At 69.1% G+C, this 13,738-nt stretch carries 16 protein-coding genes; 8 read left to right on the top strand and 8 right to left on the bottom strand.

Annotated elements, in window-relative coordinates; genetic code table 11:
* Positions 1–169: 169 nt before the first annotated feature.
* Entirely contained in the window at positions 170–706 is a 537-nt protein-coding gene (locus ACI766_RS26595; protein ID WP_003112302.1) for a sigma-70 family RNA polymerase sigma factor, read from the top strand.
* Positions 699–1,721 carry a FecR family protein gene (locus ACI766_RS26590; RefSeq protein WP_031628302.1) on the top strand — a complete coding sequence of 341 codons (1,023 nt, stop codon included), beginning with the start codon at positions 699–701 and terminating at the stop codon, positions 1,719–1,721. The genes ACI766_RS26595 and ACI766_RS26590 overlap by 8 nt, the downstream gene beginning before the upstream one ends.
* A 16-nt stretch (positions 1,722–1,737) precedes the next feature.
* On the opposite strand, the gene ACI766_RS26585 is transcribed toward ACI766_RS26590, so the two are convergent.
* The 5 genes from ACI766_RS26585 to desT form a co-directional block, all read right to left on the bottom strand.
* Positions 1,738–2,310: a HupE/UreJ family protein gene (locus ACI766_RS26585; RefSeq protein ID WP_003112304.1), complete on the bottom strand. Its 573-nt coding sequence runs from the start codon at positions 2,308–2,310 to the stop codon at positions 1,738–1,740.
* A 29-nt stretch (positions 2,311–2,339) separates the two neighbouring features.
* On the bottom strand, positions 2,340–2,954 hold the full coding sequence (gene ureG, locus ACI766_RS26580) for an urease accessory protein UreG (protein WP_003095530.1): 615 nt from the start codon (positions 2,952–2,954) through the stop codon (positions 2,340–2,342).
* Between the two features lie 10 nt (positions 2,955–2,964).
* On the bottom strand, positions 2,965–3,636 hold the full coding sequence (locus ACI766_RS26575) for an urease accessory protein UreF (RefSeq protein ID WP_003095528.1): 672 nt from the start codon (positions 3,634–3,636) through the stop codon (positions 2,965–2,967).
* The gene (gene ureE, locus ACI766_RS26570; protein WP_003095526.1) at positions 3,633–4,136 is read right to left on the bottom strand and encodes an urease accessory protein UreE; all 504 of its coding nucleotides are present in this window, start codon (positions 4,134–4,136) and stop codon (positions 3,633–3,635) included. The genes ACI766_RS26575 and ureE overlap by 4 nt, the downstream gene beginning before the upstream one ends.
* A gap of 229 nt (positions 4,137–4,365) precedes the next feature.
* Entirely contained in the window at positions 4,366–4,995 is a 630-nt protein-coding gene (gene desT, locus ACI766_RS26565) for a TetR family transcriptional regulator DesT (RefSeq protein WP_003107570.1), read from the bottom strand.
* 158 nt (positions 4,996–5,153) lie between these two features.
* On the opposite strand from desT, the gene ACI766_RS26560 reads away from it, so the two are divergent.
* From ACI766_RS26560 to ACI766_RS26550, 3 genes are all read left to right on the top strand, one after another.
* Positions 5,154–6,254 carry a ferredoxin reductase gene (locus ACI766_RS26560; RefSeq protein ID WP_010793714.1) on the top strand — a complete coding sequence of 367 codons (1,101 nt, stop codon included), beginning with the start codon at positions 5,154–5,156 and terminating at the stop codon, positions 6,252–6,254.
* Positions 6,251–7,363 carry a fatty acid desaturase DesB gene (gene desB, locus ACI766_RS26555; protein WP_087823874.1) on the top strand — a complete coding sequence of 371 codons (1,113 nt, stop codon included), beginning with the start codon at positions 6,251–6,253 and terminating at the stop codon, positions 7,361–7,363. Before ACI766_RS26560 ends, desB begins: the two co-directional genes overlap by 4 nt.
* Before the next feature lie 219 nt (positions 7,364–7,582).
* The gene (locus tag ACI766_RS26550; RefSeq protein ID WP_003095519.1) at positions 7,583–8,899 is read left to right on the top strand and encodes an MFS transporter; all 1,317 of its coding nucleotides are present in this window, start codon (positions 7,583–7,585) and stop codon (positions 8,897–8,899) included.
* Here ACI766_RS26550 and ACI766_RS26545 read toward each other — a convergent pair.
* Complete coding sequence (locus ACI766_RS26545) at positions 8,890–10,281, bottom strand: sensor histidine kinase (protein WP_003099516.1); 1,392 nt, start codon at positions 10,279–10,281, stop codon at positions 8,890–8,892. The two genes, ACI766_RS26550 and ACI766_RS26545, sit on opposite strands and share 10 nt — an antisense overlap.
* Positions 10,260–10,949, bottom strand: a complete 690-nt coding sequence (locus ACI766_RS26540) for a heavy metal response regulator transcription factor (protein WP_003095515.1) — start codon at positions 10,947–10,949, stop codon at positions 10,260–10,262. Before ACI766_RS26540 ends, ACI766_RS26545 begins: the two co-directional genes overlap by 22 nt.
* Positions 10,950–11,086: 137 nt before the next feature.
* On the opposite strand from ACI766_RS26540, the gene ACI766_RS26535 reads away from it, so the two are divergent.
* Genes ACI766_RS26535 through ACI766_RS26525 form a run of 3 tightly spaced genes read left to right on the top strand, consistent with a single transcriptional unit; the run spans position 11,087 to position 13,142 of the window.
* Complete coding sequence (locus ACI766_RS26535) at positions 11,087–11,710, top strand: hypothetical protein (RefSeq protein WP_003116116.1); 624 nt, start codon at positions 11,087–11,089, stop codon at positions 11,708–11,710.
* A gap of 53 nt (positions 11,711–11,763) precedes the next feature.
* Positions 11,764–12,378, top strand: coding sequence for a cytochrome b/b6 domain-containing protein (locus ACI766_RS26530; RefSeq protein WP_003161310.1), 615 nt, complete (start codon positions 11,764–11,766; stop codon positions 12,376–12,378).
* Complete coding sequence (locus ACI766_RS26525; RefSeq protein ID WP_003099511.1) at positions 12,375–13,142, top strand: molybdopterin-binding protein; 768 nt, start codon at positions 12,375–12,377, stop codon at positions 13,140–13,142. Before ACI766_RS26530 ends, ACI766_RS26525 begins: the two co-directional genes overlap by 4 nt.
* 113 nt (positions 13,143–13,255) lie before the next feature.
* Here the strand turns inward: ACI766_RS26525 and ACI766_RS26520 are convergent, their stop codons facing one another.
* A complete protein-coding gene (locus ACI766_RS26520) occupies positions 13,256–13,597 on the bottom strand; it encodes a hypothetical protein (RefSeq protein WP_003123547.1) in 342 nt (113 codons plus the stop codon).
* Positions 13,598–13,738 lie beyond the last annotated feature (141 nt).

Raw genomic sequence — 13,738 nt, 5'->3', positions numbered from 1 at the left:
GGCATTGCGGGCTCTCATTCCCTCTGTCGCACGAGATCGGAAAAGGGATATTTCGGGTTCGGCGGGCCGGACGGAAAGGGTCGCCGGCATTGTGGTCAACGCAAAATTAGTGATAATAGTTTTCATTTGCGATTGAATCCAGCTGACTATTCCGATGAATGCGCCTCCGATGAATGCGCCGAGTTCCTGCCTGTCCGCGGACCGCGACGGCGTCGCCACGCTCTACCGTGAAAACCATGCCTGGCTGCGCAACTGGCTGGCCTACCGACTCCGCTCCTGGGGACGCGGCGTGGCCGACGACCTGGCCCATGACACCTTCCTGCGCATTCTCGCCAGCCGCGACGGCGGCCAGCGTGAAGCGATCCGTCAGCCGCGCGCCTATCTCACCCGTATCGCCAACTGCGTGCTGGTCAGTTGGCGCCGTCGCCAATCGCTGGAACTTGCCTGGCTGGAGGCCCTGGCCACGCTGCCCGAGCCGTTGCAGCCGTCGCCGGAACAACAGAGCGTGATCGTCGAGACCCTGCACGAGATCGACGCGCTGCTCGATACCCTGCGCCCGCGGGTGAAACAGGCATTCCTGATGGCGACGCTGGACGGCATGAAGCAGAAGGACATCGCCCAGGCGCTGGGCGTCGCGCTGCCGACGGTGAAGAAGTTCATCCACCAGGCCTACGTGACCTGCCTGAGCCTGATGCCCGATGAATGACCGCGCTTCCCGCCGGGCGCCGCAGGCGGGCGATACGGAGCTTTCCGGGCCGCCGGCCGCCGAGGCGATCGCCCCGCAGGTGCTCAGGGAGACCGCCTCCTGGCTGCTGCTGATGCAGGAGGGGCCGCTGGCTCCGGCGCAGCAGGCCGAGCTGGAGTCCTGGCGCTCGCGCAGCCCCGAGCACCAGCGCGCCTGGCGGCGCGCCGAGCGTCTGCTGGCGAATATCGGTTCGCTGCCGCCGGCGCTGGCCCGGCGTGCGCTCGAGCGTCCGTCCGGCAGCGGCCGGCGCGCGGTCCTGCGCGGCCTCGCCCTGCTGCTCGGCGGCGCACCGCTGGTCTGGTGGGGATGGCGCGCGCAGGTCTGGCGCGACGGCTTCGGCGCCGACTACCTCACTGCCGTCGGCGAGCGGCGCGACCTGGTGCTGGAGGACGGCAGCCAGGTCGAGATGAACACCGACAGCGCGCTGGACGTGCGCTACGACGCCGGCCAGCGCCTGCTGCGCCTGTATCGCGGAGAGATCTACCTCCGCACCGCGGCGGATCGGCGCGAGCCGCCGCGGCCGTTCCTGGTGCGCACCGAACAGGGCCTGATGCGCGCGCTGGGTACCGCCTTCAGCGTCCGACGCGAGGGCGCAGAGACAGTGCTGGCGGTGTACGAAGGCGCGGTCCAGGTGCGTCCGGAGGGCGCCGCGAGCGCGGCGGATGGCCGGGTGATCGAGGCTGGCCAGCGGGTGCGCTTCGATCGCCAGCGGATCGGCCCCGTCGAGTCCGCCAGCGAGGCCGCGCTGGCCTGGCGCCAGGGCCTGCTGGTGGCCGACGACATGCCGCTGCGGCAGTGGGCGGGAGAACTGATGCGCTACGGCGGCGAGAGCATCGAGTGCGAGCCGTCGCTGGACGCGCTTCGTGTCTCCGGCACCTTTCCCGTCGACGACCTGCCGCTGGCCCTGGCGATGCTGGCGCAGACCCATGGCCTGCGCCTCGTGCACCAAGGCCGACGGGTGCTGATCAGGCGCTGAGGGGAGGCGCGGCGGCTCAGCCGGCCAGCAACCAGACCCCGGCGCCCGCCGAGGCCAGCCCGGCGAGACGTACCAGGGGCGCGGCCGCCTGCGGCAGGAAGCGCACCAGCGCGTAGCCGGCGGCGTGCAGCGCGGCGGTGGCGGCGACGAAACCGAGCGCGTACAGCCAGGGGCTGGAGAGGTCCGGCAGCTCCAGGCCGTGGGCGACCCCGTGGGCCAGGGCGAACAGCGCGGTGGCGGCCATTGCCAGCGGCAGCGGCGGGCGCACGGCGAGCGCCACGCAGAGGCCGAGGGCGAGCACCGAGGCGGCGATGCCGGTTTCCATGAATGGCAGTTGCAGGCCCTCGAAGCCGAGCAGCCCGCCGACCAGCATGGTGCCGACGAAGGTGCAGGGCAGGGCGAGGCGCGCGGCTCCCTGTTGCTGGGCGGCCCAGAGGCCGACGGCGAACATCGCCAGCAGGTGGTCGAGGCCGGTGAGCGGATGGGCGAGGCCGGCGACCAGGCCGTGTTCGCCGTGGCCGGGGTGGGCGAAGGCCAGCGCCGGAGCGGCGAGCAGGGCGAGGGCGGCGAGCAGCTTGGGCAGTTTCATTGGCGGTTCCTTGTCGTTGCGAAGTGGCGTCAGGCGGCGGTCAGCAGGCCCTGGCGCTCGATGAAGGCGATGATTTCGTCCAGCCCCTGGCCGGTCTTCTGGTTGCTGAACACGAACGGCTTGTCGCCGCGCATGCGCCGGGCGTCCCGGTCCATCACATCGAGGGAGGCGCCGACCAGCGGCGCCAGGTCGATCTTGTTGATCACCAGCAGGTCCGACTTGCAGATGCCGGGGCCGCCCTTGCGCGGGATCTTGTCGCCGGCGGAAACGTCGATCACGTAGAGGGTCAGGTCGGACAGCTCGGGGCTGAAGGTGGCCGACAGGTTGTCGCCGCCGGATTCCACCAGGATCAGTTCGAGGCCGGGGAAGCGCCGGTTGAGCTGGTCCACCGCCTCCAGGTTGATCGAGGCGTCCTCGCGGATCGCCGTGTGCGGGCAGCCGCCGGTTTCCACGCCGATGATCCGCTCGGGGGCGAGGGCCTCGTTGCGCACCAGGAACTCTGCGTCTTCCTGGGTATAGATGTCGTTGGTGACCACCGCGAGGTTGTAGCGCTCGCGCAGTTCGCGGCACAGGGCCAGGGTCAGGGCGGTCTTGCCGGAGCCCACCGGACCGCCGATGCCGACACGCAGGGGTTGGGATGTCATGGGGTTTCTCCTAGGAACGGAACAGACGGCTGTACTGGGTTTCGTGGGTCATGCTGGCCAGCGCCAGACCGAACGCGGCGCTGCCCTCGACGGCGGGCCGCCGCAGCGCCTCGGCGCAGGCGCGGTCGAGTTCCGGCAGCAGGCTGGAAGCAAGTTTCTGCGCGGCCAGTTGGCCGAGCGGCAGGGTTTTCATCAGCACCGCCAACTGGTTTTCCAGCCAGCTCCAGAACCAGGCACTGAGCGCCTCCTCGGCGTCCAGGCGCCAGGCGCGCGCGGCCATCGCCCAGGCGGCGGCGAGATTGGGCGGGTCCTGGCGCGCCAGCCAGGCGCGGCCGGGAGCGTCGAGTTCGGGCAGGGCTTCCAGCAATTGGTGCAGGGAAAAGCCCATCTGCCGGCTCTCCTGGGCCAGCTCGCGGGTCTCGCGGCTGGCCCTATGGCGCTCGCTGGCCGCATCGCAGGCGGCCCAGTCGCCGATCAGCGCGGCGCGCAGCAGGCCGGCCAGCAGCGGCGCCTCGAAGCGCGCCAGGTTCAGTTGCAACTGGTCGACCAGCCAGGTCCGCGCGCTCTCGGCGTCGCGCACCCAGCCATTGTCGAGGGCCGCCTCCAGGCCCTGGGAATAGCTGTATCCGCCGATCGGCAACTGCGAGCTGGCCAGGCGCAGGCGCGCCCAGATGCTGTTCACCGGCGCACGCCGAACTGGTGCAGGCGCGGCGCGTAGTTGAACTCCGCCTCGCCATGGTGCGAGTGGTGGTGGCCTCCGCCGTAGGCACCGTGCTCCGGCTGGAACGGCGCCTCGATGGCCTCCACCGTTGCGCCGAGCTGTTCGAGCATGGCTTTCAGCACGTAGTCGTCGAGCAGGCGCAGCCAGCCGTCGCCGACCTGCAGGGCGACGTGACGGTTGCCCAGGTGGTAGGCGGCTCGGGTCAGTTCCAGCGGGCTGGCGCAGGTGACGTGGAGCAGACGTTCGGAGCGGGCGACGACCCGCACCAGGCGACCGTCGCGGGCCTCCAGGCAGTCGCCGTCGGCCAGCGGCGGCTGGCCGCGCTCGAGGAACAGGCCGACCTCCTCGCCGCTCGCCGCGAAGCAGCGCAGGCGGCTCTTGCTGCGCGCCTCGTAGGTCAGGTGGAGTTCTTCGTCCCAGCGGGGCGAGCGGGCGGGCAGGCGTTGGTGGATGACCAGCATGGGCAGTTTCCGCAATGCGACAGGAAAGGGATCACAACAAGCACCAGCAAGGGCCTTGCCAGGTCGATGCGGGACGCCTGTACCGGGAAAACGGGGCCATAGGGATGTAACAAAATATTGCAGCGCGCCAGGTTGGTGCGCAACGACTTTTTTGCCGCACCGGAAAGGTGCGCGCGCGTCTAGTCCGCGGACGAACGCCGAGCCGGAGGTCCGCTGGGGAGGTGCGGGGTCAGCCGGGCAGGCCGTGCCAGTGCTTGCCGCCGATCATGATGAAACGCAGCTGGTGGGTGATCTTCGCGGCCGGCATCAGGTGCGGCGGCAGATCGGCGGCGGGTGGGTCGATCAGCTCCGGAAGGGTGGCGAAGACAGTCTTCACCACCAGGTCGGCGAACACGTCGAGGGCCGCGCCGTCGAGGTGCGGCATCTTGTTCAGCAGCGCCAGGTCGGCGGCCAGATCGTCGGTGATGCGCTGGCGCAGGCTGGCGATGGCCTGGCGGATCGGCAACGAGCCGCCGTATTGCTCGCGGGCGAGGAAGAGGAACTGCGAGCGGTTGGCGCCGACCGCGTCGAGGAAGATGCGCACCGAGGCGTCGATCAGCCCGCCCAGTTCGAACTCGTTGCGGCGCACCGCGCGCAGGGTGGCGCGGAAGGTCTCGTCGACTTCGGCGACCAGCGCCAGGCCGAGCTGGTCCATGTCGCTGAAGTGCCGGTAGAAGCCGGCCGGGACGATGCCGGCGGCGCGCGTCACTTCGCGCAGGCTGAGGCTGCCGAAGCCGCGCCCGCTTTCCATCAGGTGGCGCGCGGCGCTCATCAGCGCGTGGCGGGTCTGCTGTTTCTGTTCGGCGCGGGGTGAGGACATACGGCTTCCTTTGGCGGACCGGCGACTGTAGCAAAAGCCCTGCGACCCGGTCGAACCGGGGACGGCAGCGGTCGAAGGATACATCAGTGAACGCTTGTTGACTCGATTGCGCGGAACGGGCAAAGTTTTGTGAACGATCGTTCACTGAAATATTTTCCATGGCCTTGCTTCCCCTCGCGCTCCTGACCCCTTTGCTCGCACCCCTGCGCCGTCTCGCCGCCCGTGGCTGGCTGCGTGAGGCCGATGTCGACGGCCTGCTGCGCCACGCCCATCCGCTGGCGTCGTTGAACCGCCACTATGCGCGGGTCGAGGCACGCTACTGGGTGGCCGACGATATGCTCGCCCTGGCCCTGCGTACCGCCCCCGGCTGGCCGCCGGCGCGGCCGGGCCAGCACATCCAGCTGCTGGCGGAGCGCGACGGGGTGCGGGTCGGGCGCAGCTACAGCCTGACCCGGGTGGTCGGCGAGCGCCTGGAAATCGCCGTCAAGCGTCACCCGGACGGGCTGCTCTCGCCCTGGTTGTGCGAACACCTGGCGGTCGGCCAGCGTGTCGAGTTGCAACCCGCGCAAGGCGATCTGCGCTGGCCGATGCAGGCCGAGGCGGTCTGCCTGCTGGCCGCCGGCAGCGGCCTGACGCCCTTGCTCGGCCTGCTCCGCGAGGCGCTGGAGAACGGCTATCGCGGTCCCGTGCTGTGGCTGCACTACGTCCGTCATCCCGGCCAGCGCGCCTGGCTCGGCGAGCTGGAGGCGCTGGCGGCGCGCCACCCGAACCTGGAGTTGCGCTGGAGCCTGACCCGCGGGGCGCGGGCCGATGGCTGCCTGGAGGGGCATTTCCAGCCGCGCCACCTGGACGGCTGGGCAACCGACCTGGCGCGCAGCCAGGCCCTGGCCTGCGGGCCGGCGGCTTTCGTCGAGGCGGTGGGCGAGCAACTGGGGGCACGCTTCGCCGGCTTGCAGACGGAATCCTTCAGCGTCCCGCGCTGGCGCAGCGGGGAGGCGCCGCGCGAAGTGCGCCTGCGCTTCGCCCGGTCGCAGCGGGAAGTCTCCGGCGACAGCGCCGCCAGCCTGCTGGAACAGGCCGAGGCCCACGGCCTGCGCCCGGCCCACGGTTGCCGCCAGGGCATCTGCGCCAGTTGCACCTGCGTCCTGCTCAGCGGCTGCGTGCGCGACCTGCGCAGCGGCGCGCTGTGCAGCGAGCCCGGCCAGCCTATCCGCCTCTGCGTCAGCGCCGCCCACGGCGACCTGGCGCTGGACCTGTGAACCGACCTGCGAGCCCTGCGATGCGCGACGACCGCGAACTGACCCCGGAACAACTGGCGGCCTTCGGCGCCGAACTCGATGCCCTGCGCCTGCGTACCCTGGCCGATCTCGGCGCGGACGACGCGCACTACATCCGCCGGGTCCGCGCGGCGGTGCGCGTCTGCTGCTGGAGCGGCAGGGCGCTGCTGATGTTCGGCTGGCTGCCGCCGACCTGGCTGCTCGGCAGCCTGCTTCTCGGCCTGGGCAAGATCCTCGAGAACATGGAGCTGGGCCACAACGTCATGCACGGCCAGTACGACTGGATGAACGATCCGGAATTCGCCGGCCGCGCCTACGAGTGGGACATCGCCGGGCCGTCCGACTTCTGGCGGCACACCCACAACCATATCCACCACACCTACACCAACGTGCTGGGCAAGGACGACGACGTCGGCTATGGGGTCGTGCGCCTGTTCCCGGAGCAGCGCTGGAAGCCGTTCTACCGCTGGCAACCGCTGTGGGTGACGCTGCAGGCGCTGCTGTTCCAGTACGCGGTGGCGATCCAGCATCTGCGCCTGGACAAGTACGCCAAGGGGCGCCTGGACAAAGCCGAACTCATGCCGCTGCTACGCCGCCTGCGTGCCAAGCTGGGTCGCCAGTGGACCAAGGACTACCTGCTGTTCCCGCTTCTCGGCCTGTTCGCCGGCGGCTTCGGCGCGGTGTTCGTCGGTAACCTGCTGGCCAACGTGCTGCGCAACCTGTGGACCTTCACGGTGATCTTCTGCGGCCACTTCACCGAGAAGGCGGTGGTCTTCCCGCCCTCGGTGCTGGAGGGAGAGACCCGTGGCCACTGGTACCTGCGCCAGTTGCGCGGCTCCAGCAACCTGGAGGGCGGGCCGCTGTTCCACATCCTGACCGGCAACCTCAGCCACCAGATCGAGCACCACCTCTACCCGGACCTGCCGGCGCGTCGCTACGCCGCGTTGTCCCGCGAGGTCCGCGAAATCGCCCGGCGCTACGGGCAGACCTACAACAGCGGACGCCTGGGACGGCAATTCCTCACTGTCTTGCGGCGCATCTGGGTATATCGGCTGCCGCCGCGCGAGCCCCTCCCGGCGGGGCGCGGCTGAGCCGACGGAACGCTCGCGGCGCCCGTGGCGGGGCCGCTCCGGAGCGGGGATAATGCCGCCCTGTGCACCGCGACGTGGCTTCCGGCCGCCGCGTGGCGTCGGAGTCTCGCCGAACGCAGGACGGCCTGCGCCCGCGATCGGCCAGCAGCGTCGATCCTTCCCGAATCTAACAATGCTCGGCGGATGCCGGCCGTGGGGCCCGTCCGTCCAGGAACCGTCATGTTCAGCCCGCTCGTCACCTTTCCCGCGCTCTACACCGCCACCCTGCTCATGCTGGCCGGCTCCGGCCTGTTCACCACCTACATCGGCCTGCGCCTGACCCAGGAAGGCGCAGGCGACCTGTGGGTCGGCGGGCTGATGGCGTCCTACTATTTCGGCCTGGTCTGCGGTGGAAAATTCGGACACAAGCTGATCGCCAGCTTCGGCCATATCCGTTCCTACGTGGCTTGCGCCGGGATTGCCACCGTGACCGTGCTGCTGCATGCCCTGGTCGATCAGCTGGAAGTCTGGCTGCTGCTGCGCTTCATCACCGGCGCGGTGATGATGAACCAGTACATGGTGATCGAGAGCTGGCTCAACGAGCAGGCCGAGAGCCACCAGCGCGGCAAGGTGTTCGCCGGCTACATGGTCGCCGTCGACCTTGGCCTGGTGCTCGGCCAGGGCCTGCTGGCGCTGAGCCCGACCCTCGACTACAAGCCGCTGCTGCTGGTCGCCATCTGCTTCGCCTCGTGCCTGATCCCGCTGGCCATGACCCGGCGCGTGCACCCGGCCAAGCTGGTCGCCGCGCCGCTGGAAGTGCGTTTCTTCTGGCAGCGCGTGCCGCAGGCGCTGGGCACCATCTTCATCGCCGGCCTGATGGTCGGCGCCTTCTACGGCCTGGCGCCGGTCTACGCCAACCGCAACGGCCTGGATGCCTCGCAATCGAGTTTCTTCGTCGGCATGTGCATCGTCGCCGGCTTCTGTGCGCAGTGGCCGCTGGGTTGGCTGTCCGACCGCCTCGACCGCAGTTGGCTGATCCGCGGCAATGCGGTGCTGCTGTGCCTGGCCTCGATCCCGATGTGGGGGCTGGTGACGCTGCCGTACTGGTTGCTGCTGGCCAACGGGTTCGTTACCGGCATGCTGCTGTTCACCCTTTATCCGCTGGCGGTGGCGCTGGCCAACGACCACGTCGAGCAGCCGCGCCGGGTCGCGTTGTCGGCGATGCTCCTGACCACCTACGGGGTCGGCGCCTGTATCGGTCCGCTGGTGGCCGGCGCGCTGATGCGCCACTTCGGTCCGGGACTGTTCTACATGCTGGTGTCCGGCTACGCGGTGCTGCTGGTGTTCTGGGTGCAGCCCAAGCGCGTCACCGGCGAACACCGGGTCGACGAGGCGCCGCTGCAACACGTGGCGATGCCGGACACGGTCAGCCCGATGGCCGCCACCCTCGACCCGCGCGTCGAGGAAGTGCCGGAGGAGCTGGTGGTGGAGGCGCCGGCGAATATCGGCCGCTCCGACGGCGAGCCGGACGCCGGCGAGAAACCCGCTCAGTCCTGAGCCGGGAACGCCAGGTCGAAGCGGATGCGTCCCGGAGCCGGTGCACTCGCTTCGGCGCGGCCGCCGTGCAGGCGCATGATCGCCTGGACGATGGCCAGGCCGAGACCGCTGGACTGGGCGTCGCTGCGCGCGGCGTCGCCACGGTAGAAACGGTCGAACAGGCGCGACAGCGGTTCGGCCGGCAGCCTGTCGCAGGCGTTCTCCACGCTCAGCAGGAATTCCCCCGATCGGCGCAGGCCGCGCACTTCGATCAGGCTGTCGGCGCTGGCGTAGCGGATGGCGTTGGCCAGCAGGTTGCTCAGCGCCCGGCGGAACAGTTGCGGATCGGCGCGTAGCTGGCCGCTGACCTGGACGTCGAGGCTCAGCCCACGTTCCTCGGCCAGCCCTTCGAAATACTCCGCCTGGCGCCGCAGTTCTTCGCCCAGGTCCAGGCGGCTGCGCTCCACCGCTGCCCGTACGTCGTCGGCGCGAGCGAGGAACAGGATGCTCTCGACCATCCGCGCGATGCGCTCCAGCTCTTCCTGGTTGGAGGCGATCAGCGCCTGGTACTCCTCGTTGCTGCGCGGCTGGCGCAGGGCCACCTGGCCGTGGCCCATCAGCGAACCGATGGGCGTGCGGATCTCATGGGCGAGGTCGGCGGAGAACTGCTGCAGACGCTGGTAGCCGTCGTCTAGGCGTTCGAGCATGGCGTTGAACGACTGTGCCACCTGCTGCAACTCGGCAGGCGCGGCGGCGACGTCGAGGCGGGTATCCAGGCTGGTCGGATGGATCTCCGCCGCCTTCGCCGCCAGCGTGCGCAGCGGGCGCAGGCCGTGGCGCAGGACCAGCCAGCCGAGCAGGGCGGTGCCAAGGAACGCCAGCAGCACGGCGGCGATGACCCGGTCGCGGTACTGGGCGAGCATCCGCGTCTCGCCCAGCAGCAGGTGTGCGGCGGTGATCTGCAACGGCTCGCGGCCGCCGACCAGGACCTCGGCGGCGAGCACGCGCATCGGGATGCCGTCGTGGGTCAGCGCGGCGTGCACGACGGACGGATTCAACGCCTGGCCGGCGGCGACCACCCGTAGCGACGGCAGGCGTTCGTGGCGCGGGTTGACCGCGACGATCGGCGCCTCGCCGGGCTGACCGAGGAGCAGGATGTCCTGCTCGTTGCCGAGCATGTTCTCGAACAGACGCGGGCGCGCCTTCAGCTCGGCCAGGGTGAGGTTGTCGCGCAGCAGGTTGCGGAAGTGCTCGACCCGGCCGGCGACCATCACGTCGCTGCGCCGCAGCATCGCCTCTTCCACCGAGCGGTACAGGTAGAAGCCGACCGCGCTGACCACCAGCGCCGCCACCGCGGCGAACAGCAGCGCCGCGTAGAGGGTCAGGGAGCGGCGGGCGGGCACGGGCGCTCCTCGCAGACGTAACCGATGCCGCGCACGGTATGGATCAGCTTGTTCGGGAAGGGATTGTCGACCTTGGCGCGCAGGCGCTTGATCGCCACGTCGACGACGTTGGTGTCGCTGTCGAAGTTCATGTCCCAGACCTCCGAGGCGATCAGGGTGCGCGACAGCACCTCGCCCTCGCGGCGCATCAGCAGGTGCAGGAGGGCGAACTCCTTGTTGGTCAGGGCGATCACCTGCCCCTGGCGGCTGACCTTGCGCCGCAGCACGTCCAGCTGCAGATCGGCCAGTTGCACCTGCTCTGCCTCGCGGACCACGCCGCGGCGCAGCAGGGTACGGATACGCAGCAGCAACTCGGTGAAGGAGAAGGGTTTCACCAGGTAGTCGTCGGCACCCAGTTCGAGGCCGCGGATACGGTCTTGCAACTGGTCGCGGGCGGTGAGGAAGAGCACCGGCACATCGTGCTTCTTGCGCAGCACTTCCATGATCTGCCAACCGTCCAGGCCGGGCAGCATCACGTCGAGGACCACCAGGTCGTAGCGGTTCTCCAGCGCCAGGTAGAGACCGTCGGCGCCGTGCTGCGACCAGTCGACCGCATAGCCCGACTCGCCGAGGCCCTTCTTCAGGTACTCGCCGGTCTTCGTATCGTCTTCGATCACCAGGATGCGCATGTCTCGTTCCCCCTCGTTCGCCGCCATTCTAGCCAGCGCGCGGCGCGGATTCGGTGACATTTTTGTCATGCGAAAGTCATCTCCGGGTACCGCCGGCGGGGCGACCATCGAGGCTCAACCCCACCGAGGATCGACCGATGCTTCGACTCAAGGCTTCCCCCGCGCTGTTCTTCGGCCTGCTCCTGGCCAGTGCCGCCAGCTTCGCCGCGCAACCGCCTGCGGGCATGCTGCAGCCGCTGCGCGGCACCATCCAGCAGGCCGCCGACGACCACCTGCAACTGAAGGCCCGCAACGGCCAGCAACTGACGGTCAGACTCACCGACAAGACCGCGATTCGCGCCGTGTCGCTGGCGAAGCCGGAGGACATCCAGCCCGACAGCTTCATCGGCACCGCCGCCGTGCCGCAGCCCGACGGCACCCTGAAGGCCCTCGAGGTGCATGTCTTCGCCCCCAGCCTGCGCGGCAGCGGCGAAGGCCACCGGCCCTGGGAGAACGCCGATGGCAGCGCCTCGACCATGACCAACGGTACGGTCGGCAACCTGGTGGTCAGCCAGGGCCGGCGCATGACCGTGAAATACGGCGATGGCGAGAAGACCGTGGTGGTGCCGGACGACGTGCCCATCGTCAGCCTGGAGCCGGGCGAGCGCAGCCTGCTCAAGCCTGGCGCCAAGGTCGTGCTGTTCCCGCAGAAGGGCGCCGACGGCAGCCTCACCGCCCTGGCCATCTCGGTCGGCAAGGACGGCGTGACCCCGCCGATGTGAGGTTTCGCCGGGACGGCGCGTCCGTCCCGGCCGGGTTTCCTGGGAGAAAAGCCATGAACCGTGCGTTGCACGCCTGGCCGGTGAGACTCTGCCACTGGCTCAATGCCTATGCCATGGCCTGCCTGATCGGCAGCGGCTGGGGCATCTACAACGCTTCGCCGCTGCTGGATTTCCGTTTTCCCGCCTGGGCGACCCTCGGCGGCTGGCTCGGCGGTTCCATCGCCTGGCATCTCGCCGCCATGTGGCTGCTGCTCGGCAACGGCCTGTGCTACCTCGCCCACGGACTGTCCAGCGGGCATTTTCGTCGCGACTTCCTGCCTTTGAGCGCGGCCGGCGTCTGGCGCGACCTGCGCCTCGCCCTCGGCCTGCGCCTGGTCCATGAGCCGGGCCGCTACAACGCGGTGCAGCGCCTGCTGTACTGGCTGGTCCTGGCGCTCGGTGCGCTGCTGGTGCTGTCCGGGCTGGCGATCTGGAAACCGGTGCAACTGCACGGGCTGACCGCGCTGTTCGGTGGCTTCCAGGGTGCGCGCTGGGTGCATTTCCTGGCCATGGCCGGGGTCGTCGGGTTCGTCGTCGTGCACCTGCTGCTGGTGCTGTTGGTGCCGCGCACCCTGCTGCCGATGATCATCGGACGCGAGTGGCGGCGCGGACGGAGGAGCGAAGGATGAAGGGGCCGGAGAAGAAGCGCGCGAAGATCGCGGTCGACCCGTCCAGCGAGCGGCAGATGGTCGATTTGCAACGCCGCCTGCTGTTGCGCGGCGGCCTGTCCCTGGGCGCCCTGGCGATGCTCTCGGGGTGCCGGCTACAGGATGGCGATTCGGTCGACAAGGTACTCTGGGCCATGTCGCGCTGGAACGACCGGGTCCAGGCCTGGCTGTTCAGCCGTACGCGGCTGGCGCCGACCTTCGATCCGTCGCAGGTGGCCTCGCCGTTCCCCTTCAACGCGTTCTACCCGGCCTACAACGTGCCGGAGATCGACCTGCCGGAATACCGCCTGCAGGTTTCCGGGCGGGTCCGCGACAAGCGCCCCTGGAGCCTGGAGCAACTGCGCCGGCTGCCGCAGGCCAGCCAGGTCACGCAACTGATCTGCATCGAGGGCTGGAGCGCGATCGGCCAGTGGAGCGGAGTGCCGCTGCGCACCTTTCTGGAGCTGGTCGGCGCCGACACCTCGGCGAAGTACGTTGGCTTCAAGTGCGCCGACCGCTACTACTCCAGCCTCGACATGCCCAGCGCGCTGCATCCGCAGACGCTGCTGGCGCTGGAGATGTCCGGACAGGCGCTGCCGGAGGAGAACGGCTATCCGCTGCGCCTGCGGATTCCCACCAAGCTCGGCTTCAAGAACGCCAAGCACGTGGTGGAGATCTTCGTCAGCAACAGCAATCCCGGAGGTTACTGGGAGGACCAGGGCTACAACTGGTTCAGCGGAGTCTGAGGCGGGAGAGTGCGGCTTGCCTCGGGCCATGCGCCCAGCGCGACAGGGATGGGAAAATAGGAAAGCCCGGCATCGAGCCGGGCTTTTCTCGCGCCTTGCGGCGTAGCGAGCGGTCAGGCGGTGCGCAGGTCGAAACGGCTCATGCTGCGATGCAGGCGGTCCACGGTCTGTTCGCTGCCGTTGTCGGCCAGGCGGGCTTCGGCCTTGGTCATGTCCTTGTGCAGGCGGTCGACGGTCTGCTCGCTGCCGTCGTCGGCCAGGCGGGCTTCGGCTTTGGTCATGTCCTTGTGCAGGCGGTCGATGGTCTGCTCGCTGCCGTTGTCGGCGATGCGCAGTTCGACGCTGGACATATCCTTGTGCAGCCGGTCGATGGTGCGGCTGGAGCCGTCGGCGGCGAAGGCGGCGTTGGCGGTCAGGGTGGCGAGGGCGAGGCCGAGGATCAGGGAAGCTTTCATGACGGTGACTCCGAGTGGGTTGTCGATTGCGTTGGAGTCATTTTCAGTTCGGATAAGTCGATTTAAAAACGAAGTGCGATGATAGTGTCTATCGACATGGGTGATTATGTGTTTTCTTATTATTTATCAGTAAGTTATTTG

Source organism: Pseudomonas sp. DL, from assembly GCF_047199225.1.
GTDB lineage: Bacteria > Pseudomonadota > Gammaproteobacteria > Pseudomonadales > Pseudomonadaceae > Pseudomonas > Pseudomonas aeruginosa.
Note: the sequence above shows the minus strand (reverse complement) of the source record. Positions and strands in the feature narration are given on the sequence as shown.